This window comes from Kitasatospora sp. NPDC087314, assembly GCF_044744365.1.
GTDB lineage: Bacteria > Actinomycetota > Actinomycetes > Streptomycetales > Streptomycetaceae > Kitasatospora.
The window spans coordinates 1-24,715 of the sequence record NZ_JBIUYE010000003.1; the positions used below are offsets into that span (position 1 = coordinate 1).

Sequence of the window (24,715 nt, forward strand, 5' to 3'; positions counted from 1 at the left end):
GCCGCCTGCTGCGCGACATCGCCGAGGGCCGCGAGGTCGGTGACACCACCACCCTCGCCGACAGCACGGTGATGAGCCAGATCCAGGCCCAGCTGCCGCCGTCGGGCAGCAACGGCTGAGCCTGCCGAAGCGATGAACCCGTGCCCCGGGCGGTGACCACCGCCCGGGGCACGGCTGTCGGTCCTCCGCCCTCCCCCGGTCGGCCGCCGGGGTGCGCAGGGTGTCGTACGCGCTCCGGACGAAACCGCGGCTTCGCGGTGAGCGCGCGCCGGCCTGCGACCGACGACAGGGACGCGTTCACCCGTCCGCATGCGGCTGGGGCCGTTCGAGTGCCGTACCGCTGCTCCGCCGGGATGCAGAACCGGCTCGCAGGGCTTAAGTCCTTGAATAGGACAATCCGGATGTCACCCGAACGATCCCGTTAGACTGTTAATGACGCATCAAGATCCTTGAGCAGGAGTCCGGGCGTCACAGGGCGCGCCGGGAAGTCTGGTCGGCAACTGCACCACAGGTGTATCCGTTGCCGCTCCCAGCCCCTCAGGAGGTCCCGCGTGACCGACCAGCCGCCCGTCCACGAGCCGACGACCCGCCGTCGGCAGCTTCTCGGCCGGCTTTCCCTGCCCGAGCGGACCTTCGTCACCGACGCCCTGCGCACCGAGACGGTCGGCGGCGTGCTGCTGCTGATCGCCGCCGTGGTCGCGCTGATCTGGGCCAACGCCTGGCCGCACGCGTACGAGAGCGTCCTCGACTACACCATCGGGCCGTCCGCCCCGCTGCACCTGGACCTCACCCTGGGCACCTGGGCCAAGGACGGCCTGCTGACGATCTTCTTCTTCGTCGCCGGGATCGAGCTCAAGCGCGAGTTCGTCGCGGGCGAGCTGCGCTCCCCGAGCGCCGCGGTGCTGCCGGTGATAGCCGCCGTCTGCGGCGTCGCGCTGCCGGCGATCCTGTTCGCCCTCGTCAACTCGGGCAGCGGCGGCCACCCCGCCGGCTGGGCCATCCCGACCGCCACCGACATCGCCTTCGCACTCGGCGTGCTGGCCGTGGTCGGCAGCCACCTGCCGTCCGCCCTGCGCGCCTTCCTGCTCACTCTCGCCGTGGTGGACGACCTGATCGCGATCCTGATCATCGCGATCTTCTACAGCTCCGGCATCAAGTTCTGGGCGCTCGGCCTGGCCTTCGCCGGCCTGGTGCTGTTCTGGTTCCTGCACCGGCGCGGGGTGCACGGCTGGTACCTCTTCGTGCCGCTGGCCGTCGTGAACTGGGCGCTGATGCACGAGAGCGGCATCCACGCCACGGTCGCGGGCGTCGCGATGGGCCTGATGCTGCGCTGCCACAAGGAGGGCGACGAGCAGCACTCCCCCGGCGAGCACATCGAGCACCTGGTCCGCCCGCTCTCGGCCGGCCTGGCCGTCCCGGTGTTCGCGCTGTTCGCCGCCGGGGTGACGATCTCCGTCCCGGCGCTGCGCGAGGTGTTCACCCAGGCCACGCCGATGGGCATCGTCATCGGGCTGCTGGTCGGCAAGACCGTGGGCATATTCGGCGGCACCTGGCTGGCCGCCCGGTTCACCCGGGCCGAACTGAACCCGCAGCTCAAGTGGGCCGACATGTTCGCGGTCTCGGTGCTCGCGGGCATCGGCTTCACCGTCTCGCTGCTGATCAGCGAGCTGGCCTTCCCCGGCGACCTGGCCCTCGCCGACCGCTCCAAGACGGCCGTCCTGGTCGGCTCGCTGCTCTGCGCGGCGGTCGCCACCGTCCTGCTCAAGCTGCGCAACCGGCACTACCGCGCGCTGTGCGAGGAGGAGGACCGGGACCTGGACGACGACGGCGTTCCGGACGTCTACCAGCAGGACGACCCGGCCTGGCGGGCCCGGGTCGCCGAACCGACCCGGCACCCGACCGGCGAGGGGTCCGGAACGGACCGCTGAGGCCTGCCAGGAGCCGCCCGCAGTCGGGACACATCCCTCCGGCGGGGCCCCGGAGTGGTGTGCGACTGACCGGTAGGGGCATGATTCTGAGCTGTCGACAGTCCACTGACGCCTCCGGGCCCCACCGGCCCCCGGAACCGCACCACACGGCGGCGTCACGCCGCACAGCCGCAGAGGAGAACCGCTGATGCCCGCAGGAGCCGCAGACCCGTCCAGCAACGGCCGGGCGCCCTACGAGGGCGAGCGTTCGGTGGGGCAGCTGTTCGCGGCGGCCACCGCCGACCTGTCCGCGCTGGTCCACGACGAGATCGCGCTCGCCAAGGCCGAGATCCGGGCGGACGTCAAGCGCGGCGTCTCCGGGGGCGTCTCGCTGGCCGTCGCCGGCGTGGTGGCGCTGGCCGCCGTCCCGATGCTGAGCGCCGCGGCGGCGTTCGGCATCCACGCGCTGGGCCTGTCGCTCGGCTGGTCGTTCCTCATCGTGGCCGGCGCCTACCTGCTGCTCGCGGTGCTGCTCGGGCTGATGGCCTGGCGTTCGTTCAAGCGGATCGAGAAGCCGCACCGCACCATCGAGGGCGCCCAGAAGACCGCCGACGTGCTGAAGAACGCCCGGCCGCGCCCGGCCACCAAGGAGGAGATCGACCGGGCCCTGGGCCGCATCCCGTAACGGTCCCTCCGGGGGCGGCGCGCCGCCTGCCCGGACCCCGCCGGGAGTGAGTGCCGGACACCTGTCCGAGCCGCGGATGTGACACGCTCTCGGTATGCCGCTTGACCAGAAGCCCGAACCCGCGCAGCCGTCCGCCGACTCCGGCCCCGATCCGGCCCCCGGACGGGAGCCCGCCGAGGAGGGCCCCGGCACCGCCCCCGACGGCGGGGCCGGCGGCGGCTCCGACGGCGAGGCCGAGGCCTGGAGCGTCCGGCAGGCCGGCCCGTGGACGCACCGGGACCTCGCGGCCAACGGCGCCCGGTTCCACATCGCCGAGCTGGGCACGGGCCCGCTGGTGCTGCTGGTGCACGGCTGGCCCGAGTACTGGTGGGCCTGGCGCCACCAGCTGACCGCGCTCGCCGAGGCCGGCTACCGGGCGGTGGCCCTCGACCTGCGGGGCATCGGTGGCAGCGACCGCACCCCGCGCGGGTACGACCCGGGCAACCTCGCCCTGGACATCACCGGGGTGATCCGCTCGCTCGGCGAACGCCGGGCGCACCTGGTCGGGCACGCCTCCGGCGGCACGCTGGCCTGGGTGGCCGCCGTGATGCGCCCGTCGGTGATCCAGAGCCTCACCGTGGTCTCCGCCGCGCACCCCCGGGACCTGCGCCGGGCCCTGCTGACCGACCGCCGCCAGGCGGCCGCCTTCGAGCACGTGCTGGGCTTCCAGCCGCCGTGGATACCGGAACGCCGCCTGGTCGCCGACGACGCCGCGCAGATCGGCCGCTACCTGGAGGCCTGGACCGGCCCGAACCAGCTGGACGAGGCGACGGTGCACGCGTACCGGCAGGCGATCCGGATCCCCAGCACGGCGCACTGCTCGATCGAGCCGTACCGCTGGCTGCTGCGCTCGATGGCGCGCCCGGACGGCATCCAGTTCGCCCGACGGATGAAGAAGCCGATCACGGCGCCGACCCTGCACGTCCAGGGCGCGGCGGACCCGGTGCTGCTGTCGCACACCGCGCTCGGCGGCGGGGAGTACGTGGCGGCGCCGTACCGCTGGCGGCTGCTGCCGGGGGTCGGGCACTTCCCGCACGAGGAGGCCCCGGAGGAGTTCACCGCGGAGCTGCTGGACTGGGTCGGCCGCCACAAGGAGTGACGGCCGGGGAGCGGCGGGAGGGGCACGCGGGCGGGGTGCGCGGGAAGGGACGCGGGGGAAGGGCCCTTGGCCCCAACTCCCCTATCGTTAAGCTCATATGACAACCGCATAGGCCAACTTCGGCGTACGCCGGGCGGTTACCCCCACCGCCCCAAGGGCATCCATTCCGGTATGACCTGGATGCCCGATCGCGGCGGCGCCCCGCGCGCCCGACGCCACAACAGCTCCCAGCGCTCCGCCCATCGCCCCGACCGGGCGGACGACCTCGGCCACGACGGCCTCGACCGCCGTCAGCGCCCGGCGCAGCGCCAGCTCGGCATCCCCCGCATCCTCGGTCGGCGCGCCCGCTGGGTCGGCGCACGACTGCGGCGCGAGACCTGAGGCCTCGCGCCGCGTCACCCGGCCGGTTCCCGGCGGGTCAGTGCACGATCGTTCCCTACGGGTCAGCGCACGACCGTTCCCGACGGGTCAGTTCACGATCGTCGGCGACAGCGCGGTGAACCAGAGCAGGACGAAGGTCGCCACCGACATGATCGGCACCAGCACCTTCGTCTCGACGCTGTTCCCGCTGCGCTTGATCAGCACCACCTCGTAGCGCTCCTTGTGCGGCCAGAGCAGCGGCGCGCCCTTCTTGGTCAGGCAGTCGCCCAGCAGGTGCGCCAGGGTGCCCAGCGCCACCGCGTACGGCAGCCAGCCCGGCGAGCTCGGCATCCAGGTGTTCATCCCGAAGGTGCCGAGCGCGGACAGCCCGATGATGGTGATCCAGGCCTCCGGGCCGTCGCCCGGCGGGCAGAGCCGCAGTGCCCGGATCGCGAGCGCGAGCAGGAAGAAGGTCAGCGCGAGCGTGAAGTTGCGGCCCAGGAAGGTGACGCCCGCCCAGGTGCCGGCGCCCATCAGCGCGACGAACAGCAGCGAGTGGGTGGCGTGCCGGTGACCGCCGGAGGCCCAGGCCACGAAGCGACAGAGCGCCTTGGAGAGCGGCCCGAGGAAGTTGGCGATCGAGCCGTCGTGGTGGTCGAGGTCCGGCAGCAGGGCCGCACCCGCGCACAGCACCGTGCCCATCAGTATGTCCGCCGGCTGCAGCGTGGTGTGCAGCAGCAGCGGGGGCAGGAACGGCGCCGAGGCGGCGTACAGCATCGCCCCACTGACCGCGTGCGAGTGACCCATCATCGGACTACCACGACCTCCCGTAAGACTCACTCCGGGACGGCGCCCGGTTGAGCCGAACGGGTGAGCGCGGCAGAGGCTACCAGGGCGGACTGACGGTGCGACGGATATCGGATGGTAGGACCCGGCGCGTCGGACCGCCGCCGGGCCCGGTCAGAGCGCGCAGCCCTGGGTGTCCACCCGGGTGTTCGCGGTGCTGCCCTTCTCCGCGTCGTCCCGCACCTCGGCCGCGGTCAGCACGTACCCGGTGTCGGCGCTGTCCAGCGACTTGGCGAACACCACGCCGAAGACCTGGCCGTCCGGGGTGAGCAGCGGGCCGCCGCTGTTGCCCTGACGGACCAGCGAGCGGACCGAGTAGACGTCGCGGACCACCTGGCCGCGGTGGTAGATGTCCGGGCCATTGGCCTGGATCCGGCCGCGGATACGGGCCGGCTGGACGTTGAAGGCGCCGTTCTCCGGGAAGCCCGCCACGATCGCGCTGTCGTTGGTCTTCGCCTCGCCCGCGAAGGACAGCGCCGGCGCGTTCAGCTTGGGCACGTCCAGGACGGCGATGTCGCGCTGCCAGTCGTAGCGGACCACCGTCGCGTCGTACAGCTGCCCGGCCCCGCCGATCTGCACGGTGGGCTCGTCGACCCCGCCGACCACGTGGGCGTTGGTCATCACCCGGTGCGGGGCGAAGACGAAGCCGCTGCCCTCCAGGGTCTTTCCGCAGGAGGTGGCGGTGCCGACCACCTTGACCAGACTCTGTTTGGCCCGCGCCACCGCCGGGCTGCCGGCCAGCGCCGGGTCGGGGGTGTCGACCTGGGTGATCGGCTCGTGCTCGAAGGGGTTGAAGACCTGCGGGAAGCCGTTGCGGGCGAGCACCTTGGAGAAGTCCGAGAACCAGTTCGGCGCGTCGTCGGGCAGCGCGTTCTGCACGCCGCCGAGGATCGCCGAGGAGCGGACCTGCTTGGACACCGTCGGCAGCGACGCCCCGGCCAGCGCCGAGCCGATCAGCCAGGCCACCAGCAGCATCGAGACCACGTTCACGGCCGCCCCGCCGGTCGCGTCCAGCACCCGCGCCGGGCGGCGGTCGATGTGGCCGCGGAGCTTCCAGCCGAAGTGCGCGGTGATCGCCTGGCCGATCGCGGCACACACGATCACCACCACCACGGCCACCACCGAGGCGGTGGTGCCCGGGCTGAGGTGGTCGAGCAGCAACGGCAGCAGCTGGACGGCCAGCAGGCCGCCGCCCAGGAAGCCGACCAGGGACAGGACGCCCACCACAAAGCCCTGCCGGTAACCCGACACGGCGAATCCCACGGCAGCGGCGATCAGCAGCACATCCAGGACGTTCACCCCGATACCCTCCCACGGCCCGCGACCCGGCCGCGCGGACGGGCCCTCACGAGGTACCGGCGTCGCCGCCCAGCAGCGCCCGGGAGTGGTCGAGGTCGCCCTGCACCAGGGCCAGCGCCTCGTCCGAGAGGTCGACGATCCGGGACGGGTCCCAGGGCAGCTCCAGTCCGCTGTGGTGCAGCACCCGGTCGATCACCCCGGCCGTGAACCCCCAGACCAGCCGCCCGGCCACCGCGAAGGCCGGCCCCACGTGTCCGGACGGGTGCCGCAGCCGGACCCGGTTCGCCGGGTCGACCAGGTCCGCGATCGACACCCGGAACACCGCGCCGGTCTCGCCCTGGTCCACCGGCCGCACCGGCGACTCCTCGCGCCACCAGCCCAGCACCGGGGTCACCACGAACCGGCTGACCGGGATGTACAGCGCGGGCAGCGCCGCGAACACCTGCACCCCGGCCGGGTCCAGCCCGGTCTCCTCCCAGGCCTCGCGCAACGCCGCCGCGATCGGGCCCGGACCGTCCGGATCACCGTCCTCCGGATCCAGCGCGCCGCCCGGGAAGGACGGCTGCCCGGCGTGCGAGCGCAGCGAACGGGCCCGCTCGATCAGCAGCAGGTCCGGCCCGTCCGGGCCCTCGCCGAACAGCATCAGCACCGCCGCCGCCCGGCCGCCCTCCACCGGCGGCAGGAAGCGGCTCAGCTGCTCCGGCAGCACCCGCTCGGCGGCGTCCCGCACCGGGTCCAGCCAGACCGGCAGGCCGTCCCGCTCGATCACCGGGGCCGCCGACGGCTCCGGCGTCCGCCGCGTCACTCGCCCACCGCCAGGTCCGCGACCCGCCCCTGGTGCGCGGCGGCGTCGGCCCGGGCGGCGGCCTCCCCCGGGAAGTCCCCCGGCGGCCGCAGCCGCTGCCCGGGCTGCCCGCCCAGCTCGTACTTGAGCAGCTTGCGCGCCTTCTCCGGGTCGGTCTCGCCCTCCCCGTACGACGGGCAGAGCGGCGCGATCGGGCAGGCACCGCAGGCGGGGGTGCGGGAGTGGCAGATCCGGCGGCCGTGGAAGACCACCCGGTGCGACAGCATCGTCCACTCCGACTTCGGGAAGATCTCGGCGACGGCCGCCTCGACCTTCACCGGGTCCTCCTCGGCGGTCCAGCCGAACCGCCGGGCCAGCCGCCCGAAGTGCGTGTCCACGGTGATCCCGGGCACCCCGAAGGCGTTGCCGAGGACCACGTTGGCGGTCTTGCGGCCCACGCCCGGCAGCGTCACCAGGTCGTCGAGGCGGCCCGGGACCTCGCCGCCGAACTCGTCGCGCAGGGCGACCGAGAGGCCGATCAACGACTTCGCCTTGTTCCGGAAGAACCCGGTCGGGCGGATGACCTCCTCCAGTTCCTCCGGGTTCGCCGCCGCCATGTCCTCCGGCGTCGGGTACTTCGCGAACAGCGCCGGCGTCGTCTGGTTCACCCGCAGGTCCGTCGTCTGCGCCGACAGCACCGTCGCCACCAGCAGCTGGAACGGGTTCTCGAAGTCCAGCTCCGGATGCGCGTACGGGTACAACTCCGCCAACTCGCGGTTGATCCGCCGTGCCCGCCGCACCATCGCCAGATGCGACTCCGGCTTCCCCGGCTTCACCGCCGCCTTCTTCACGGTCGGCTTCGGCGCCGCCGCCTTCCGGGCCTTGCTCTCTGCCATGCACGAAGGCTACGCCGCCCGGCGGACCCCCCGGGGCCGATCAGCGCGACCGGCGCCTGCCGCTCGCCCCGGGGCCTCCTGCCCATCCCACCATGACCCGTTCCGGTGCCTCCGACAAAAGTGGCGGAGCGCCGGCATACGTCCCTGCCCGCGGTGGAGGAAATCCTCGGCCGGAGCGATGAGTTCTGCGGCGGCGGACGGTCTACCCCTGTGACCGATCCATACGAGCGAAGGACCCACCCCATGAACACCGTTGTCTCCGCCGACGGCACCGGCATCGCCTGCTCCGTGACCGGCTCCGGGCCGGCCGTCGTCCTCGTGGACGGCGCGCTCTGCCACCGGGGCTTCGGCCCGGCTCCCGCCCTGGCCGAGCAGCTCGCGGCGCACCACACCGTCTGGACCTACGACCGGCGCGGCCGCGGTGACAGCGGCGACACCGCGCCCTTCGCGGTGGAGCGCGAGATCGAGGACCTGGCGGCCGTCATCACGGCCGCCGGCGGCTCGGCCGCCGTCCTCGGGGTGTCCTCCGGTGCCGCGCTCGCCCTGCGGGCCGCCGCGCAGGGCGTCGGCATCAGCCGACTCGCCGTCTACGAGCCGCCGTTCAGCGCCGAGGACGGGCAGCGCGCCCGGTTCGCCCAGTACGTGGCCGAGCTGGACGCGGCGCTCGCGGACGGTCGGCGCGGTGACGCCGTCGCGGCCCTCATGATCTTCGCCGGCATGCCGGCGGAGCTGCTGGACGGGCTGCGCGCGGCCCCGATGTGGCCGGCCTTCGAGGCGGTGGCGCCGACCCTGCCCTACGACGCCGCGGCGCTCGGGGTGCACGGCGGCGCGGCCGTCCCGGGCGATGTCCTGGGCCGGGTCGCGGTGCCGACGCTCGTCGTCGACGGCGGCGCCAGCCCGGAGTCGCTGCGGGCGCCGGCGCGCGCGGTCGCGGCGGCCGTGCCGGGCGCCGAGTACCGGACACTGGCCGGCCAGACCCACGAGGTGGCGGCCGAGGTGCTGGCGCCGGAGCTGGTGACGTTCTTCGCCTGACCGGCGGGTCCGGACGAACGACGGAACGCGGCCGCGGGCTCAGACCCCGGCGAGGAAGGACCGCCAGGCGGCGGCCACCCGCGGCGCGTTCCGATCGTCGGCGAGCAGGTCGAGCAACAGCCCCCGGATCACCGCCAGGGCGAGCGCGGGGTCGACGGGCGAGTCGGCCATCAGGGTGCGCAGCGGGGGCAGCCACTCGTCGAGCGAGGCGGTGGCGAAGCCGCGCCAGGGGCCGTCCGGTCCGGGGCCGAGGGCGCGGACGTACCCCTCGAAGAACAGCCGCAGGACGCTTCGGCGTTCGGGGGCGGTGAGCCAGTCCCAGAGCCGGTCGAGGGTCTCGCGCGGAGTGCCGGGCTCCTGCTCGCAGCGGGCCAGCAGGGCCAGTTGCTCCTCGCGGCCGGCGGCGAGCACGGCGCGGATCAGGCCCTCCTTGGAGCCGAAGAGGTAGAGCAGCACCCGGGGGCTGCTGCCGATCGACTCGGCGAGCGGCCGCAGCGAGAGGTCGGAGAGGCTGTTCTCGGCCAGGTAGCGTCTGGTGGCCGCGAGCAGCTCGGTCCGGCGGGCGGAGGGCTGCGAGGTGTCGACAGCGTCAGGCATGCGCCCTAGTCTTCACTGAAACGACTGTTTCAGTGAAGACTGCTGCGGTGGAGGAGGCGGGTGCCGTGCCGGTGGAGATCCGGGAGGCCGACCGGCCGGGCGACCTGGGGGCGGTGGCCGCGCTGCACGGGGTGCTGTACGCCCGTGAGTTCGGGATGGACGCCACGATGGAGGCCCACGTCGCCCTCGGCATGGCCGAACTCGCGCTGGCCCGCGCCGCCGAGGGCGGTGCCGCGCCCGGCCGGCTCTGGGTGGCCGAGCTCGACGGACGGGTGGTCGGCGCGACCGGGCTGACCCGGGTCGCGGACCGGCCCGGCTGGTGGCAGCTGCGCTGGGTGATCGCCGACCCGGCCGTCCGGGGCCAGGGGCTGGGCCACCGGCTCCTGGACACCGCCCTCGCCGAGGCGCGGGAGCGAGCGGCGCACGGCGTGCTGCTGTGGACCATCGCCGGCCTGGGCGCCGCCCACCACCTCTACGAACAGGCCGGTTTCCGGCTCACGGTCTCCCGACCGGCCCGCAAGTGGGGCGTCGAGACCACCGAGCAGGCCATGGAACTGGCGCTGGCCTGACGCCGCACCGCCGCACCGCTGCACCGCCGCACCGCTGCACCGCCGCACCGCCGCACCGCCGCACCGCCGCACCGCCGCACGAAGCACCCGACCCGGATGACGAGGAAGCATGGACCAGCACTTCAAGGACATCCCCACCACCACGCTGGCCGACGTGCTCGGGCGCGCCCAGGTGATGGACATCGGCATTCGTCCACTCTGGCCCGGGGCGCTCCGGGTGGCCGGCCCGGCGTTCACCGTGCAGTGCCCGCCCGGCGACAACCTGATGCTGCACGCGGCGATCTACCGGGCCGAGCCGGGCGCCGTGATCGTCGTCGAGTCGGGCGACCTGGACTACGCGCTGGCCGGCGGCAACGTGTGCGCCGTCGCGCAGCGCCGGGGCGTCGCGGCCTTCGTGGCCGACGGCCTGATCCGGGATCTGGGCGAGGTCCGGGAGCTGGGCTTCCCGGTGTTCGCCCGTGGCGTGATCCCGATCCCGGGGGCCAAGCGGGCCCTCGGCACGCACGGCGCCCAGGTGCGCTGCGGCGGCGTGTCGGTGGCGGCCGGCGACATCGTGGTGGCCGACGCGGAAGGGGTCGTGGTGGTGCCCGCGGCCCGGCGCGCGGAGGCCCTGGCGGCGGCCCGCGCCAAGCTGGCCAAGGAGGCCGCCGAGACGCTGGACGACTGGGAGGCCGCGCACCACGCCCGGATCGAGAAGACCCTCGGCGAGCTGGGCTTCACCGACTGACCCGACTGACCCGGCTGACCCAGGCCAGCCCCCGGGAACGCGGTCAGCCCCCGTACAGCCCGTTGAGCTCGCCGAAGCCGAGCGCGCCGTCCAGCTCCGCCAGCGTCCCGGGCCCGAGCAGTTCGGCCGCGGCGCGGCGGGCCGCCGTGTACGCGAGCTGGGCGAGACCGGTGCCGACGCTGACTCGCCGCACCCCCGCGGCGGCGAGTTCGGCGACGGTCGGCCCGCCCGCGACGGCCATGGCGTTCACCGGCAGCGGGGAGCGCCGGCACAGCTCGGCGAGGGCGTCGAGGTCGAGCAGCCCGGGCACGAACAGGCCGTCGGCGCCCGCCCCGGCGTAGGCCTCGGCCCGGGCCAGGACGTCGTCGAGCCCGCCCAGCCCGAACAGGAACACGTCCGTACGGGCGTTGACCACCAGCTCGGGCAGGCCGGCCCCGGCCGCCGCCGCCCGGGCCGCCCGCAGCCGGTCGGCCTGCTCGGCCACCGGGAACAGCGGGCCGCCGACGGCCGCCGAGTCCTCCAGGTTGACGCCGACGGCGCCGGCCTCGACCAGCGCCGCCACGGTCGCGGCCACGTCGGCGGGCAGCGGCCCGTAGCCGCCCTCGGCGTCGACGGTGACCGGCACGTCCACGGCCGCGACGATCCGGCGGGCCGCCTCGACGGCCTGGGCCCGCTCCAGCCGGTGGCCGTCGCCGCGGCCGAGCGACCAGGAGACGCCGCCGCTGGTGGTGGCGATCGCCCGGGCTCCGGCCGAGGCGATGACGGCGGCGCTGCCCGCGTCCCAGGCGTTGGGCAGGACGAGCGGGCCGTCCGCGACGAGCTCCCGCAGCCGCAGCGCCCGCTCGCGCAGGGTGGGGGTGAAGGTGGGGGTGGGGGACATGCGGGGTCACCGTCTTCCGTGCCGTCGGGTGCTGCCTCGGTTCCCCCGCATCGTGCGGCCCGCCCCGCAGCGGCCACCACTGATTAAGCTGAGCCCGAATCTTCTGGGAGGGGCCCGGCATGCGGACGGCACTGCACTTCTCCGCGAACGACCTGGCGCTGACCCGCTTCGCCGTCTCCCCCATGCAGGAGGTGGTGACCAGCCTCCGCGCCCTCGCCCACTCCCCCGTCCCCGCGCTGCACCGCCGCTGGGCCGACCAGGTCCGCGCCCGGCCGACCGCCACCGGGCTGGACCGCAGCCGACTGGCCGTCATGGTCCCGCCCACCGGCCACCTGCCCGACTTCCTCAACCCCGCGCCGACGGGCTTCGCCCCCGCCCTCGCCGACGAGCTGGCCGCGATCACCGCCACCGGCGCCGGGCAGGTCCGGGCCGACCTCGACATCCTCGCCGCCGAGGCCGGCGGCCGCCTGCCGCCCGTCCTGGAGTCGCTGTACCGCGACCCGGCCGGGCAGCTGCCCCGGCTCGCCGCCGAGATCGGGGCGTACTGGCAACTCGCGCTCGCCCCGTACTGGGCCCGGATCCGCGCCCTGCTGGAGGCGGACGTGTTCCACCGCTCCCGGCAGGCCGCCGAGCACGGCACCGCGCGGATGCTGGACGAGCTGCACGAGACGGTCCGCTGGGACGGCACCGCGCTGCGCCTGGAGCGACGGCACTGCGCGGTCACCCGGCTGACCGCCGGGGCCGGGCTGCTCCTCCTGCCCTCCGCCTTCGCCTGGCCACGGGTGCTGACCCGGGTGCTGCCGCCGGACCCGCCGCAGCTGAGCTACCCGGCGCGCGGCGCGGCCACCCTCTGGGAGCCCCGCCCGGGCGGGACTCGGGACGCGCTGGCCACCGTCCTCGGCCGGTCCCGGGCCCGGCTGCTGGCCGAACTGGACTCCCCGGCCTCGACCACCGAGCTGGCCCGCCGCACCGGCCTGTCCGCCGCCGGCGTCTCGCAGCACCTGACCGCCCTGCGCGCGGCGGGTCTGACCAGTGCCCACCGCGCGGGCCACAGCGTCCTCTACGCCCGCACGGCGGTGGGCGATTCGCTGTTCGAGCCATCCGAGCAGGCGTTCGATCCAACACCTCCCCCGCGGCGCCCCGGCCGGTGATCCGCCGGTACGAATGGCCCCGCGCAGCACACCTCGGCGCACCCCCTCCTCATATGATCGGAGCGACATGCGCCATGCTTGGTGATGCAGAGCACGGTACGGAACTTGCGCCGGACGGCCCACCCGCCGGACGGCCGAGAAGGAGGAAGCACGTGGACGACGTTCTGCGGCGCGCCGCACTCTTCGCGGCACTCGACGACGAACAGGCCGGCGAGCTGCGCGCTTCCATGACCGAGGTGACCCTCGCACGTGGTGAGTCGCTGTTCCACGAGGGCGACCCGGGCGACCGGCTGTACGTCGTCGCCGAGGGCAAGGTCAAGCTGCACCGCGCCTCGCCGGACGGACGCGAGAACATGCTCGCCGTCCTCGGCCCCAGCGAGATGATCGGCGAACTGTCGCTGTTCGACCCGGGCCCGCGCACCGCGACCGCCAGCGCGCTGACCGAGGTCAAGCTGCTCGGTCTGGGCCACGGCGACCTGCAGCCCTGGCTGCACGCCCGCCCCGAGGTCTCCATCGCGCTGCTGCGGGCCATCGCCCGCCGTCTGCGCCGGACCAACGACGTGATGTCCGACCTGGTCTTCTCCGACGTGCCCGGTCGCGTCGCCAAGGCCCTGCTGGACCTCTCCCGCCGCTTCGGCGTGCAGTCCGAGGAGGGCATCCACGTCGCCCACGACCTCACCCAGGAGGAACTGGCCCAGCTGGTCGGCGCCTCCCGCGAGACGGTCAACAAGGCGCTCGCCGACTTCGCCGGCCGCGGCTGGCTGAAGCTGGAGGCGCGCGCGGTGGTGCTGATGGACGTCGAGCGGCTGTCGCGCCGCTCGCGCTGACACCGCCCCGTCCACGCCGAAGGGCCCGTCCGAGCGGACGGGCCCTTCGGCGTTCTCCCCGGGTTGCAGGGGGCCTGCACCCCGGTCAGTCGAGGCCCGGGATCAGCCCGTGCTCCTCCAGGTACTCCAGCTGCGCCCGGACCGAGAGCTCGGCGGCCGGCCAGAGCGTCCGGTCGACGTCGGCGTAGACCCGGGCCACCACCTCCTCCGCGGTCCGGCAGCCGGCCTCGACCGCGGTCTCCACCTGCGCGAGCCGGGTGGCCCGGTGGGCGAGGTAGTAGTCGACGGCGCCGAGCGCGTCCGCGAGCACCGGGCCGTGGCCGGGCAGCACCGTCCGCACGCCGTGCGCGGAGGCCATCGTGTGCAGGTGGCGCAGCGAGTCCAGGTAGTCGCCGAGCCGGCCGTCGGGGTGGGCGACCATCGTGGTGCCGCGGCCGAGGACGGTGTCGCCGGTGAGGATCGCACCGTCGGCGGGCAGGTGGAAGGTCAGCGAGTCCGAGGTGTGGCCGGGGGTGGCGACCACCCGCAGGTCGAGGCCGCCGACGTCCAGCCGCTGGCCGTTGACCAGGCCCTCGGAGCCCAGCCGGTGCGCCGGGTCCAGGGCGCGCACCTCGGTGCCGGTGAGCTCGGCGAAGCGGGCCGCGCCCTCGGAGTGGTCGGCGTGGCCGTGGGTGAGCAGGGTCAGCGCGACGCGCTTGCCCTGCTGTTCCGCGAGGTCGACCACCCGGCGCAGGTGGCCCTCGTGCAGCGGCCCCGGGTCGATCACCACGGCGAGGTCCGAGCCGGGCTCGGAGAGCAGCCAGGTGTTGGTGCCGTCCAGCGTCATCGGCGACGGGTTCGGCGCCAGCACGCACAGCGCCCGAGGGGTGGCCTCGCCGTCGATGGCGGCGGCGGGGTCGCCCGGCAGGAGTCCGCTCACCGGCCGCCCTCGCCGTCGCGGTACAGGGCCCTCGGCGGCAGCGGCCGGACGAGGGACCGCTGGGTCGCCTCGACGAACGGGACCGGGCCCTCGCAGGCCGGGGTACGGGGGATCAGGCGGCGGGCGGGCAGCGCGGGTGCCGTCCGGCGAGCCACGTCGTTGTGGGTCATCGGGCGTCGGTCCTTTCTGTTCGGCGTCTCCGGGTCAGGAGTCCTCGGGGAAGTCCCCGTCGATGGTCAGTTCGTCGTACCCGGGCCAGCGGACCGTCATCCGGTCCCCCCGGACCTCGGCCCGGCCCAGCACCGGCTCCAGCGACCGCCCGGCGGCCGCGGCCAGGGCCTCGGCGGCGGTGCGCACCGGCGACAGCTCGCGCAGCACCGTCACGGTCGGCGGCAGCATCCCGAACCGGCCCTCCTGGTAGCCCCGGACGGCCTCGGCGGGCGTCAGCCAGGCCACTCGGTCGGCCTCGCCGACCTCCAGGGCCGCGCGCTGCCCGGTCGGCAGCGCGGCGACGAAGAACCAGGTGTCGTAGCGGCGCTCCTCGAACTCCGGGGTGACCCAGCGGGCCCAGCCGCCCAGCAGGTCGCTGCGCAGCACCAGGCCGTGGTCGCGGAGGAACTCGGCGAAGGACAGCTCGTGCGCCTCCAGCGCGGCCCGCTCGGCGCTCCAGTCGCGCGGCGCGGCGACGCTGTCCGCGTCCGGCCCGGCCAGCAGGACCCCGGCCTCCTCGAAGGTCTCGCGGACGGCCGCGCAGACCACCGCCCGCGCCGTCCGGGCGTCCACCCCGAGCCGCCGCGCCCACTCCTCGGGCGTCGGCCCGGCCCAGCCCGTCTCCACCTCGGCGTCGCGCGGATCCACCCCGCCGCCCGGGTAGGCGTACATGCCGGCCGCGAAGGCCATCGAGGTGCGCCGGCGCAGCAGGTACGCCTGCGGCCCGTCGGCCGCGTCGCGCAGCAGCACGACCGTCGCGGCGGGCCTGGGCACCGCCGGGGTCAGCGCGCCGGAGTCGACCGCCCGGATCCGGGCGGGCCAACCGGGCGGCATCGGGAGCGTCGTCGCTCGATGGTCCATGCCCGGATGCTAAGCGTACGAAGGCGGGGTTGGACAGGCCCAACCCCGCCTTTCGCGATCACGGTCAGCTGGTCTTGACCCGCACCTGCAGCTCGACCTCGACCGGGGCGTCCAGCGGCAGCACCGCGACGCCGACCGCGCTACGGGCGTGCACGCCGGCCTCGCCCAGCACCTTGCCGAGCAGCTCGCTGGCGCCGTTGATCACGGCCGGCTGGCCGGTGAAGTCGGGGGCCGAGGCGACGAAGCCGACGACCTTCACGACCCGCTCGATCTGGTCCAGGTCGCCGATCACCGACTTGATCGCGGCCAGCGCGTTCAGCGCGCAGGTCTGCGCGAGTTCCTTGGCCTCCTCCGGGGACACCTCGGCACCGACCTTGCCGGTGCTCGGCAGCTTGCCGCCGACGACCGGCAGCTGGCCGGAGGTGAACACGAACTCGCCCGAGCGCAGGGCCGGCACGTACGCGGCGACCGGAGCGGCCACCGGCGGCAGGGTCAGACCCAGGTCCGCGAGCTTCGCCTCGACCTTGCTCATGCGTTCTTCTCCCGCTTGAAGTAGGCCACCAGCTGCTCCGGGTTCGGGCCCGGCACGACCTGGACGAGCTCCCAGCCGTCCTCGCCGAAGTTGTCCAGGATCTGCTTGGTGGCGTGCACGAGCAGAGGCGCCGTCATGTATTCCCACTTGGTCATGGCCAGACTCTAGACGAGCCGCCGCGGCGATCGGCGCCGCCCACGGACCGGCGTGTGAGGTGGCCCACAAAGGGGGCATGATTCAGGCCCGGCCCCCCTGGTGCTCCGGGCATCCGGCGCGCTCCCTGGTTACCCTCGCGAGAGGGCACCGGAGATCGGGCCGGCCGACGGAGCGGCCCCCGGCCCACGAGACGGACGGAGACGGAGCGTGGCACGCACCCCCGGCCAGGCGGCCCGGCGCGACCCCGACTGGGAGGGCGTCCGGCTGCACGTGGTCAGCGGCAAGGGCGGCACCGGGAAGACCACGCTGGCCGCCGCGCTGGCGCTGGCGCTCGCCGCCGACGGCGGGCGGGTCCTGCTCATCGAGGTCGAGGGGCGGCAGGGCATCGCCGAACTGTTCGGCATCGCCGCCCTCCCGTACGAGGAGCGCCGGATCGCCTCGGTCTCCCGCGCCCAGCTGGGCCTGCCGCCCGACGAGGGGGGCGGCGGTGGCGGCGGCGAGGTGTTCGCGCTGGCCATCGACACCGAGCTGGCGCTGCTCGAGTACCTGGAGATGTTCTACAAGCTCGGCCGGGCCGGCAAGGCGCTGCAGAAGGTCGGCTTCGTCGACTTCGCGACCACCATCGCGCCCGGCGTACGGGACGTCCTGCTCACCGGCAAGGCCTGCGAGGCGGCCCGGCGCAAGGGCCCGGACGGCCGCCGCCGCTACGACGCGGTCGTGATGGACGCGCCACCGACCGGACGGCTCACCCGGTTCCTGAACGTGAACGCCGAGGTCGCCGGGCTGGCCCGGATCGGGCCGATACACACGCAGGCGCAGGCCGTGATGCGGGTGCTGAAGTCGCCGGAGACCGCGGTGCACCTGGTCACCCTGCTGGAGGAGATGCCGGTTCAGGAGACGGTCGACGGCTTCGCCGAGCTGCGCGAGGCCAGGCTCCCGGTCGGCGGGGTGATGGTCAACATGGTCCGGCCGCCGGTGCTGGACGCCGCGGCGGTGGCCGCAGTGGACGGGGACCACCGCGAAGAGGTCGCCCTGGCCCTCGGCGAGGCCGGGCTCGGCGGGCGCTCGCGCAAGGCGGAGACCGTCCGGGCGGCGGTGGAGCCGCTGCTCGACCCGCTGCTGGAGCAGGCCCGGGAACACGCCGAGCGGGTCGAGCTGGAGCGTGAGCAGCGCGCCGATCTGCAGCAGCTGCGGCTCCCCACCTACGAACTTCCGCTGCTGGGCGAGGGCGTGGACCTCGGCGGGCTGTACCGGCTGGCGGGCCAACTGAAACGGCAGGGGGCGGCGTGACCAGCAGCGGAACCAGCGGCGGCAACGGCGGGGTCGGCCGGACCAGCGACCACGGCGGCGGCGTACGCGCCACCGGCAGCCGACTCGCCGTCGACGGGCTGATCGACGACCCGAAGACCAGGATCATCGTCTGCTGCGGCTCCGGCGGCGTCGGCAAGACCACCACCGCCGCGGCGATCGGCCTGCGGGCCGCCGAACGCGGCCGCAAGGTCGTGGTGCTGACCATCGACCCGGCCCGGCGGCTCGCCCAGTCGATGGGCCTGACCGAGCTGGACAACACCCCCCGGGTCGTCAAGGGGGTCACCGGCGACGGCGAGCTGCAGGCCATGATGCTCGACATGAAGCGGACCTTCGACGAGGTCGTGCTCGCCCACGCCGAACCCGAACGGGCCAAGGCGATCATGGAGAACCCGTTCTACCAGTCCCTGTCGGCCGGCTTCGCGGGCACGCAGGAGTACATGGCGATGGAGAAGCTCGGGCAGCTGCGCGCCGCCGAGGAGTGGGACCTGATCGTCGTCGACACCCCGCCGTCCCGCTCGGCGCTGGACTTCCTGGACGCGCCCAACCGGCTCGGATCCTTCCTCGACGGCCGGGTGATCCGGATCCTGACCGCCCCGGCCAAGGTCGGCGGCCGCAGCGCGATGAGGTTCCTCAACGCCGGGATGGGCCTGCTCACCGGCACCCTGGGCAAGATCTTCGGCGCCCAGCTGCTCACCGACGTGCAGACCTTCGTCAGCGCGATGGACTCGATGTTCGGCGGCTTCCGCGAGCGCGCCGACCGCACGTACCAGCTGCTCAAGGCGCCGGGCACGGCGTTCCTGGTGGTGGCCGCGCCGGAGCGGGACGCGCTGCGCGAGGCGGCGTACTTCGTCGACCGGCTCGCCGCGGACCGGATGCCGCTGGCCGGGCTGGTGCTCAACCGGGTGCACGGCTCGGGCGCGCCGCAGCTCACCGCGGAACGGGCGCTGGCGGCCGCCGAGACGTTGGAGGAGAACGGCTCTGAGCACGCCTCGCCCGAGGCCGAACTGCTCGCGGCCGGTTTGCTGCGGCTGCACGCCGAGCGGATGCAGATCATGGGGCGGGAGCGCCGCACCCGGGACCGCTTCGTGTCGGTGTACCCGGACGTGCCGATCGTGGAGGTCGCCGCGCTGCCTGGCGACGTGCACGACCTGGACGGGCTGCGGGCCATCGGGGACCGGCTCAGCGGCACCGCGTAGGCGCCGACCCGCGCCGGACGCCCGGCACCGACGTATCCGGCGCGGGTGCGCCTGTGCCCCCAGCACAGGTGTGCCCGTCGCCGGTTTGCTCGGCGCCGTCATGTTCCTCGCCGATGTGCCCAGCGCCGGTATGCCCGGCGCCGTCGTGCTCAGCCCGCCTGGGCGTAGTCCGTCAGTATCACACCGGTGGCGAGGGACTCCTCGTACTCGGTGCGGGCCGTCTCCAGCAGTCTTCGCCACGACATGACCGTCGGGCGGCGGCGCAGCAGCGCCCGGCGCTCGCGCTCCGTCATCCCGCCCCAGACCCCGAACTCGACCCGGTTGTCCAGTGCGTCTGCCAGACATTCCGTGCGGACGGGGCACCCGCTGCACACCGCCTTGGCGCGGTTCTGCGCCGCCCCCTGGACGAACAACTCGTCCGGATCACTCGTGCGGCAGGCGGCCTGCGCACTCCAGTCGTCAACCCAGCCCATCCCGGCGCCGTCCTCTCCCGTATCGAGGCTCCCCCACGGCGGCAACGGCATACTCACCGTTGCCAGTTGAGGACGTTACGGAAGAACGGCAGCTTGCAACAGCCCCTCCGGGCTCAATCTCGAATGACCCGATTGGACTATGGGTACCGGTCAGCTCACTCGTTGGAGTGATCGCAGGTCGCAAGCCTTGCCAAGTGTGCGATAGCAACTCTCGCCACGCGCGTCGTCACTGAGCGCTACGGTTCACACGGGCACAGCAGGCCACAGCTGCCTCAATAACCGCCCAAGGATGGGCAATTCGGGCAAGTCTCCGCACTCACAAGAGTGAATAATGCTGACGCACCGAAGCTGTCGCAAGCTTGTGACAAGCGTAGGCGAACACCTGCCCTTATGTGCGGGATTCGGCGACGTAGGGTTCTCCCCATGGCACCGAAGCGCCCCCAGGCACCCCAGCCCCCAGGCAACACCGGAGCTCCGCGCGGCAAACGCCGCGAGTCACCGCTGGACTTCGCGGGACACGGAGTGAAGTTCCTGGGCGTCAGCGTGCTCTCCGGAGTCCTGCTGGCAGGCCTCGCCCTGCCCGCCGTCGGGGCCATAGGGCTGACCGCCAAGGACACGGCGGAGAGCTTCTCCAACATCTCCGACGACTTCAAGACCCCGCCGCTCACCCAGGCGACGCAGATCTTCGACGCCAAGGGCGGCCTGATCGCCAAGGTCTACGAGCGCGACCGCACCGTCCTGACCGCCGACCAGATGTCCACGTACATGCGGCAGGCCCAGGTCGACATCGAGGACGCCCGCTTCTACGAGCACGGCGCCGTCGACCTCAAGGGCGTGCTCCGCGCGATCGGCAAGAACGCCGAGAGCGGCACCGCCTCGCAGGGCGCCTCGACGCTGACCCAGCAGTACGTGAAGAACGTCAACGTCGAGAAGGCCGGCGACGACCAGGCCGCGGTACTGGAGGCGCAGCGCAAGACCCTGGGCCGCAAGATCCAGGAGCTCAAGGTCGCGATCAAGCTGGAGGAGGACCTGTCGAAGGACCAGATCCTCACCAACTACCTGAACATCACCTTCTACGGCCACCAGGCCTACGGGGTCGAGGCCGCCTCCCAGCGCTACTTCAGCAAGAGCAACAAGGACCTGACCATCGCCGAGGCCGCCACCCTGGCCGGCATGGTGCAGAACCCGTCGTCCTTCGACCCGGTGCGCTACCCCGAGAACACGGTCAAGCGCCGCAACGTCGTGATCGACAAGATGCTCGAGAACAAGCACATCACCGCGGACCAGGCCAAGGAGGCGAAGGCCGCCCCGCTGGGCCTGAAGTACAAGGACCCGCAGAACGGCTGCATCACCGCCCAGGCCGGCATGGGCTTCTTCTGCGACTACGTGCGCCACGTGGTCAAGCAGGACCCGGTGTTCGGCAAGAGCGCCGCCGACCGCAAGAAGCTGTGGGACACCGGCGGCCTGAACATCTACACCACGCTGGACCCGGACAAGCAGGCCGCCGCCCAGAACGCCGTCACCAAGAAGGTCAACGTGACCGACTCGGTGTCGGCCGCCGCGACCATGATGGAGCCCGGCAGCGGCAAGATCCTGGCGATGGCCCAGACCCGCCCGTACGGCCTGGACCCGAACAAGAACCAGACCGTCGTCAACCTGAACGTCGACGCCGCGATGGGCGGCGGCAACGGCTTCCAGACCGGTTCGACCTTCAAGCCGATCCTGGCCGCGGCGGCCCTGGAGTCGGGCATGTCGGCCACCCAGGCGTTCCCCTCCCAGAACAAGATCGACTACCCGCAGATGTCCACCTGCTCGGGCACCTGGAAGAACACCGACAAGCCGAAGGCCACGGTCAAGAACGAGCAGGACAGCGAGGTCGGCCCGTACGAGCTCAAGGAGGCGATGGCCCGCTCGGTCAACACCTACTTCGTGCAGATGGAGCAGCAGGTCGGCCTCTGCTCGATGAAGCAGATGGCCAACAAGCTGGGCATCACCCAGTCCGCCAAGGGCGACGCCTTCCAGGAGGTCCCCTCGATGGTCCTGGGCACCATGGAGCTCAGCCCGCTGACCATGGCGAACGTCTACGCGACCTTCGCGGCCCGCGGCAAGTACTGCACCCCGATCGCGATCAACAAGATCAGCACGGTCGACGGCAAGGACGTCGCCGTCCCGCAGTCCACCTGCAGCCAGGCGTTCTCCGAGAACACCGCGGACAACCTCAACACCGTCCTCCTCAACGTGACCGAGAAGGGCACCGCCGCCTCCCTCACCCTGGACGACGGTCGGCAGATCGCCGGTAAGACCGGTACCACCGACGAGAAGAAGGCCGCCTGGTTCAGCGGCTACACCCCGTCCCTCGCCACCTCGGTCTGGCTCGGCGGCCCGGCCGGCGGCGTGAAGATGAAGAACATCACCATCGGCGGCCACTACTTCAGTGAGGTGTTCGGTGCCGACGGCCCCGGCCCGATCTGGCAGATGGCGATGAACCAGGCGCTCAAGGGCACGGCCAAGGAGCAGCTCCAGACCGTCAACATCCCGGACCCGGTCAAGACCGACCCCAACACCAACCCGAGCGGCGGGGCCACCCCGCCGGCCGACCCGAACGCCCAGCAGCCCGGCGGCAACCCGCCGCCGGCCCAGGGCGGGAACCCGCCGCCGGCCCAGGGCGGCAACCCCGGCGGCAACCCGGCCGGGGGCGCCAACAACGCCGGCGGGATGATCGGCGGCGGGTTCACCTTCCCGCCGGGAATCATCGGCGGCAACGGCAACGGCGGGAACGGCAACGGCGGCAAGCACGGCGGCAACAACGGCTGAGCGGCCTCCGGCGCGGCACGTTGAAGGGGCGCCCCCGAGAGTGATCTCGGGGGCGCCCCTTCGGGCTTTGCGGGTCGGGCTCCGTGACCCCGGCGGGCGAACCTTCGTCGGTGCCTTCGTCGATACCTTCGTCGGTGCCTTCGCGGGTGCGGTCCTAGTGGGTGCGGTCCTAGTGGGTGCGGTCCTAGTGGGTGCGGTCCTAGTGGGTGCGGTCCTAGTGGGTGCGGCCCTGGTGGGTGCGGCCCTGGCGGGTGCGGCCCTGGCGGGTGGCTCAGCCCGTCAGCGCCGCCTTCACCGCGGCGGCGACCCGGCCACCCTCCGCCAGGCCGTCCACCTTCGGCTTCACCAGCTTCATCACGGCGCCCATCGCCTGCGGGCCGGTCGCCCCGCTCTCGGCCACGGCGGCCGCCACGATCGCGGTCAGCTCCTCGTCGGAGAGCTGCTTGGGCAGGTACTCCGCCAGCACCTCGCCCTCCGCCCGCTCCCGGGCCGCCTGGTCGGTCCGGCCCGCGGTGTCGAACGCCTCGGCGGCCTCCCGGCGCTTCTTCGCCTCGCGGGCGATCACCTTCAGCACGTCGGCGTCGGACAGCTCGCGCTTCGCCTTGCCCGCCACCTCCTCGCTGGTGACGGCAGCCAGCGTGAGCCGGATGGTGGACGAGCGCAGCTCGTCCCGGTTCCTGATGGCAGCCGTGAGGTCCTCCTGCAGCTGCGCCTTGAGCGTCGTCATGGCCCCGAGTCTTTCACCTGCGGCGTTCGGTCGCTTGCCATTAAGACCGACCGGCACATGGTGGGCGGTCGGTCTAAGCGGTCTGCGGGGTCCTCCCGAGGGTCCGCCGGGTTCTCCCCGCCGCAGTAACCTCTTATCCTGGTTACATGATGGACGGAGACCGAGGCGCCGCCGCCGGGCTGACCCTGACCACCCCCCGAGGCGCCAGCTTCCACTTCGACCCCGGCGCCCTCTGCCTCGAACTGCTCACCACCGGCGGCCCCGGCCCCTACGCCCACTACGAGGTTCTGCACCAGCCGTCCGACCTCGCCCACTGGCTACCCCGCTCCCGGCTGCGGCTGCCCGCCGACGCCGTCCGCATCGACCCCGCCCAGCTCACCGCCACCCGCACCCTGCGCGACGCGCTCTGGCGGCTCGCCGCCGACCGTGCCCACGGCCGCCCCGGCACCGCCGCGGACTACGCCGTCCTCAACCAGGCCGCCGCACACCCGCCGATCGTCCCCCGGATCGCTCCCGACGGCACCGCCGCCGCCCCGCTGCCCGCCGACGGCCACCAGATCGCCTCCACCCTCGCCCGTGACGCCATCGCCCTGTTCACCGGCCCGTACGCGGACCGGGTGCGCGAGTGCGGCGCGCACAACTGCCGGCTGATCTTCGTCGACACCTCGCGGCCCGGGCGGCGGCGCTGGTGCTCCATGGAACGCTGCGGCAACCGGCACAAGGTCCAGGCCCTGCGGGCCCGGCGCGCCGACGACCACCCCGGAGCGGAGTAGTCCGCCGTATCCGCACCCGGACACCGGACGTTCACCAGCTGATCCCCCGTCTGAGAGCATGGACCGATGCGACCGCTGTACTCCGTTCCCCTCGGCTTCGCCGCCGCCGGCGCCGCCTGCCTCGCCTACTCCGTCGGGTACGAGGTCCGTTCCTTCCGGCTCCGCCGGGTCGAGGTCCCCGTCCTGCCCCACGGCGCCCGGCCCATCCGGGTACTGCAGGTCTCCGACATCCACATGGTGAGCGGGCAGGGCAAGAAGCAGCGCTGGTTGCAGAGCCTCGCCGGCCTGCGCCCCGACCTCGTCGTCAACACCGGCGACAACCTCTCCGACCCGCTCGGCGTCCCCGCCGCCCTCGACGCGCTCGGTCCGCTCATGGACTTCCCCGGCGTCTACGTCTTCGGGTCCAACGACTACTACGGCCCGGCCCGCAGGAATCCGGCCCGCTACCTCCAGGCGATGCGCAGCGGCTCCCACGGCCTGAACAACGCCGACGGGACCGGCCGCCGCGGCATCACCGGCGCCGTCCACAACCCGTGGGAGAAGCTCCGCGACGGCTTCGACGCGGCCGGCTGGCTCGACCTCACCAACACCCGCGGCCGGCTCACCATCGGCGGTCTCGACCTCGAATTCACCGGCCTCGACGACCCGCACATCCGCCGCGACCGCTACTCCGAGGTCGCCGGCGGCCCCTCCGCCGACGCCGACCTCTCCCTCGCCGTCGTCCACGCCCCCTACCTGCGTGTCCTCGACGCCTTCACCGCCGACCGCTACCCGCTGATCCTGGCCGGCCACACCCACGGTGGCCAGCTCTGCATCCCCTTCTACGGCGCCCTGGTCACCAACTGCGACCTCGACACCCGACGGGTCAAGGGCCTCTCCACCCACCAGGCCGGCGGCCGCCGCTCCTACCTCCACGTCTCCGCCGGCTGCGGCACCAACCGCTACACCCCCGTCCGCTTCGCCTGCCCCCCCGAGGCCACCCTCCTCACCCTCACCCCGGCCCCCCGCTGACCTGCACCGGACGCCCGCCGGGAACCGGATTTCG

Annotated in this window: 27 protein-coding genes and 1 pseudogene; 15 read left to right on the forward strand and 13 right to left on the reverse strand. The window is 73.4% G+C overall.

Annotated elements, in window-relative coordinates; genetic code table 11:
* Positions 1-551 precede the first annotated feature (551 nt).
* The 4 genes from nhaA (at position 552) to ACIO5E_RS06520 (ending at position 4,111) form a co-directional block, all read left to right on the forward strand.
* Positions 552-1,928, forward strand: coding sequence for a Na+/H+ antiporter NhaA (gene nhaA, locus ACIO5E_RS06505; protein ID WP_400664476.1), 1,377 nt, complete (start codon positions 552-554; stop codon positions 1,926-1,928).
* 187 nt (positions 1,929-2,115) lie between these two features.
* On the forward strand, positions 2,116-2,592 hold the full coding sequence (locus tag ACIO5E_RS06510; RefSeq protein WP_400664478.1) for a phage holin family protein: 477 nt from the start codon (positions 2,116-2,118) through the stop codon (positions 2,590-2,592).
* Between the two features lie 94 nt (positions 2,593-2,686).
* The gene (locus ACIO5E_RS06515; protein ID WP_400664480.1) at positions 2,687-3,730 is read left to right on the forward strand and encodes an alpha/beta fold hydrolase; all 1,044 of its coding nucleotides are present in this window, start codon (positions 2,687-2,689) and stop codon (positions 3,728-3,730) included.
* A 171-nt stretch (positions 3,731-3,901) separates the two neighbouring features.
* Positions 3,902-4,111: a hypothetical protein gene (locus ACIO5E_RS06520; RefSeq protein WP_280673402.1), complete on the forward strand. Its 210-nt coding sequence runs from the start codon at positions 3,902-3,904 to the stop codon at positions 4,109-4,111.
* A gap of 87 nt (positions 4,112-4,198) precedes the next feature.
* Here ACIO5E_RS06520 and ACIO5E_RS06525 read toward each other — a convergent pair whose 3' ends face one another.
* The 4 genes from ACIO5E_RS06525 to nth form a co-directional block, all read right to left on the reverse strand.
* A complete protein-coding gene (locus tag ACIO5E_RS06525; protein WP_280673403.1) occupies positions 4,199-4,900 on the reverse strand; it encodes a metal-dependent hydrolase in 702 nt (233 codons plus the stop codon).
* Between the two features lie 150 nt (positions 4,901-5,050).
* Complete coding sequence (locus tag ACIO5E_RS06530) at positions 5,051-6,235, reverse strand: MarP family serine protease (RefSeq protein WP_400664483.1); 1,185 nt, start codon at positions 6,233-6,235, stop codon at positions 5,051-5,053.
* Positions 6,236-6,281: 46 nt separating this feature from the next.
* On the reverse strand, positions 6,282-7,040 hold the full coding sequence (locus ACIO5E_RS06535; RefSeq protein WP_400664485.1) for an NUDIX hydrolase: 759 nt from the start codon (positions 7,038-7,040) through the stop codon (positions 6,282-6,284).
* The gene (nth, locus tag ACIO5E_RS06540) at positions 7,037-7,915 is read right to left on the reverse strand and encodes an endonuclease III (protein ID WP_400664487.1); all 879 of its coding nucleotides are present in this window, start codon (positions 7,913-7,915) and stop codon (positions 7,037-7,039) included. The genes ACIO5E_RS06535 and nth overlap by 4 nt, the downstream gene beginning before the upstream one ends.
* A 243-nt stretch (positions 7,916-8,158) precedes the next feature.
* Between nth and ACIO5E_RS06545 the strand changes: the two genes are divergently transcribed.
* Positions 8,159-8,947 carry an alpha/beta fold hydrolase gene (locus ACIO5E_RS06545; RefSeq protein ID WP_400664489.1) on the forward strand — a complete coding sequence of 263 codons (789 nt, stop codon included), beginning with the start codon at positions 8,159-8,161 and terminating at the stop codon, positions 8,945-8,947.
* Positions 8,948-8,986: 39 nt separating this feature from the next.
* Here ACIO5E_RS06545 and ACIO5E_RS06550 read toward each other — a convergent pair whose 3' ends face one another.
* The gene (locus ACIO5E_RS06550) at positions 8,987-9,544 is read right to left on the reverse strand and encodes a TetR/AcrR family transcriptional regulator (RefSeq protein WP_400664491.1); all 558 of its coding nucleotides are present in this window, start codon (positions 9,542-9,544) and stop codon (positions 8,987-8,989) included.
* Between the two features lie 32 nt (positions 9,545-9,576).
* Between ACIO5E_RS06550 and ACIO5E_RS06555 the strand changes: the two genes are divergently transcribed.
* Complete coding sequence (locus ACIO5E_RS06555) at positions 9,577-10,113, forward strand: GNAT family N-acetyltransferase (protein ID WP_280673413.1); 537 nt, start codon at positions 9,577-9,579, stop codon at positions 10,111-10,113.
* 109 nt (positions 10,114-10,222) lie between these two features.
* Positions 10,223-10,840 carry an RraA family protein gene (locus ACIO5E_RS06560; RefSeq protein WP_400664494.1) on the forward strand — a complete coding sequence of 206 codons (618 nt, stop codon included), beginning with the start codon at positions 10,223-10,225 and terminating at the stop codon, positions 10,838-10,840.
* 43 nt (positions 10,841-10,883) lie between these two features.
* On the opposite strand, the gene ACIO5E_RS06565 is transcribed toward ACIO5E_RS06560, so the two are convergent.
* Complete coding sequence (locus ACIO5E_RS06565) at positions 10,884-11,720, reverse strand: isocitrate lyase/phosphoenolpyruvate mutase family protein (RefSeq protein ID WP_400664496.1); 837 nt, start codon at positions 11,718-11,720, stop codon at positions 10,884-10,886.
* Between the two features lie 119 nt (positions 11,721-11,839).
* On the opposite strand from ACIO5E_RS06565, the gene ACIO5E_RS06570 reads away from it, so the two are divergent.
* Both ACIO5E_RS06570 and ACIO5E_RS06575 read left to right on the forward strand, forming a co-directional pair.
* Positions 11,840-12,871, forward strand: coding sequence for an ArsR/SmtB family transcription factor (locus tag ACIO5E_RS06570; protein ID WP_400664498.1), 1,032 nt, complete (start codon positions 11,840-11,842; stop codon positions 12,869-12,871).
* Positions 12,872-13,023: 152 nt separating this feature from the next.
* Positions 13,024-13,698 carry a Crp/Fnr family transcriptional regulator gene (locus ACIO5E_RS06575; RefSeq protein WP_030240972.1) on the forward strand — a complete coding sequence of 225 codons (675 nt, stop codon included), beginning with the start codon at positions 13,024-13,026 and terminating at the stop codon, positions 13,696-13,698.
* An 85-nt stretch (positions 13,699-13,783) separates the two neighbouring features.
* Here the strand turns inward: ACIO5E_RS06575 and ACIO5E_RS06580 are convergent, their stop codons facing one another.
* The 5 genes from ACIO5E_RS06580 to ACIO5E_RS06600 form a co-directional block, all read right to left on the reverse strand.
* Positions 13,784-14,617 (reverse strand): MBL fold metallo-hydrolase, encoded by an 834-nt coding sequence (locus ACIO5E_RS06580; RefSeq protein ID WP_280673422.1) that lies wholly within the window; start codon positions 14,615-14,617, stop codon positions 13,784-13,786.
* Positions 14,614-14,787, reverse strand: a complete 174-nt coding sequence (locus tag ACIO5E_RS06585) for a hypothetical protein (protein WP_400664500.1) — start codon at positions 14,785-14,787, stop codon at positions 14,614-14,616. Before ACIO5E_RS06585 ends, ACIO5E_RS06580 begins: the two co-directional genes overlap by 4 nt.
* A gap of 34 nt (positions 14,788-14,821) precedes the next feature.
* Entirely contained in the window at positions 14,822-15,688 is an 867-nt protein-coding gene (locus ACIO5E_RS06590) for an NUDIX hydrolase (RefSeq protein ID WP_400664502.1), read from the reverse strand.
* A gap of 64 nt (positions 15,689-15,752) precedes the next feature.
* A complete protein-coding gene (locus ACIO5E_RS06595) occupies positions 15,753-16,220 on the reverse strand; it encodes a RidA family protein (protein ID WP_400470132.1) in 468 nt (155 codons plus the stop codon).
* A complete protein-coding gene (locus tag ACIO5E_RS06600) occupies positions 16,217-16,375 on the reverse strand; it encodes a DUF4177 domain-containing protein (protein WP_094743074.1) in 159 nt (52 codons plus the stop codon). Before ACIO5E_RS06600 ends, ACIO5E_RS06595 begins: the two co-directional genes overlap by 4 nt.
* Positions 16,376-16,583: 208 nt before the next feature.
* Between ACIO5E_RS06600 and ACIO5E_RS06605 the strand changes: the two genes are divergently transcribed.
* Positions 16,584-17,666, forward strand: coding sequence for an ArsA-related P-loop ATPase (locus ACIO5E_RS06605; protein WP_400664505.1), 1,083 nt, complete (start codon positions 16,584-16,586; stop codon positions 17,664-17,666).
* Positions 17,663-18,883 (forward strand): ArsA family ATPase, encoded by a 1,221-nt coding sequence (locus ACIO5E_RS06610; RefSeq protein ID WP_400664507.1) that lies wholly within the window; start codon positions 17,663-17,665, stop codon positions 18,881-18,883. Before ACIO5E_RS06605 ends, ACIO5E_RS06610 begins: the two co-directional genes overlap by 4 nt.
* A gap of 149 nt (positions 18,884-19,032) precedes the next feature.
* On the opposite strand, the gene ACIO5E_RS06615 is transcribed toward ACIO5E_RS06610, so the two are convergent.
* A complete protein-coding gene (locus ACIO5E_RS06615) occupies positions 19,033-19,356 on the reverse strand; it encodes a WhiB family transcriptional regulator (protein ID WP_033333275.1) in 324 nt (107 codons plus the stop codon).
* 423 nt (positions 19,357-19,779) lie between these two features.
* Here ACIO5E_RS06615 and ACIO5E_RS06620 point away from each other — a divergent pair, with 423 nt between their 5' ends.
* Both ACIO5E_RS06620 and ACIO5E_RS06625 read left to right on the forward strand, forming a co-directional pair.
* Positions 19,780-22,170, forward strand: a complete 2,391-nt coding sequence (locus tag ACIO5E_RS06620; RefSeq protein WP_400664510.1) for a transglycosylase domain-containing protein — start codon at positions 19,780-19,782, stop codon at positions 22,168-22,170.
* A 40-nt stretch (positions 22,171-22,210) separates the two neighbouring features.
* Positions 22,211-22,399 (forward strand): annotated as a pseudogene (locus tag ACIO5E_RS06625) (pentapeptide repeat-containing protein); the annotation flags it as partial.
* A gap of 42 nt (positions 22,400-22,441) precedes the next feature.
* On the opposite strand, the gene ACIO5E_RS06630 reads toward ACIO5E_RS06625, so the two are convergent.
* Positions 22,442-22,897, reverse strand: a complete 456-nt coding sequence (locus tag ACIO5E_RS06630) for a GatB/YqeY domain-containing protein (RefSeq protein WP_400664512.1) — start codon at positions 22,895-22,897, stop codon at positions 22,442-22,444.
* 146 nt (positions 22,898-23,043) lie between these two features.
* Here ACIO5E_RS06630 and ACIO5E_RS06635 point away from each other — a divergent pair, with 146 nt between their 5' ends.
* Together ACIO5E_RS06635 and ACIO5E_RS06640 are read left to right on the forward strand one after the other, a co-directional pair.
* Positions 23,044-23,670: a CGNR zinc finger domain-containing protein gene (locus tag ACIO5E_RS06635; protein ID WP_400664514.1), complete on the forward strand. Its 627-nt coding sequence runs from the start codon at positions 23,044-23,046 to the stop codon at positions 23,668-23,670.
* 66 nt (positions 23,671-23,736) lie between these two features.
* The gene (locus tag ACIO5E_RS06640) at positions 23,737-24,681 is read left to right on the forward strand and encodes a metallophosphoesterase (RefSeq protein ID WP_400664516.1); all 945 of its coding nucleotides are present in this window, start codon (positions 23,737-23,739) and stop codon (positions 24,679-24,681) included.
* Positions 24,682-24,715: the final 34 nt, after the last annotated feature.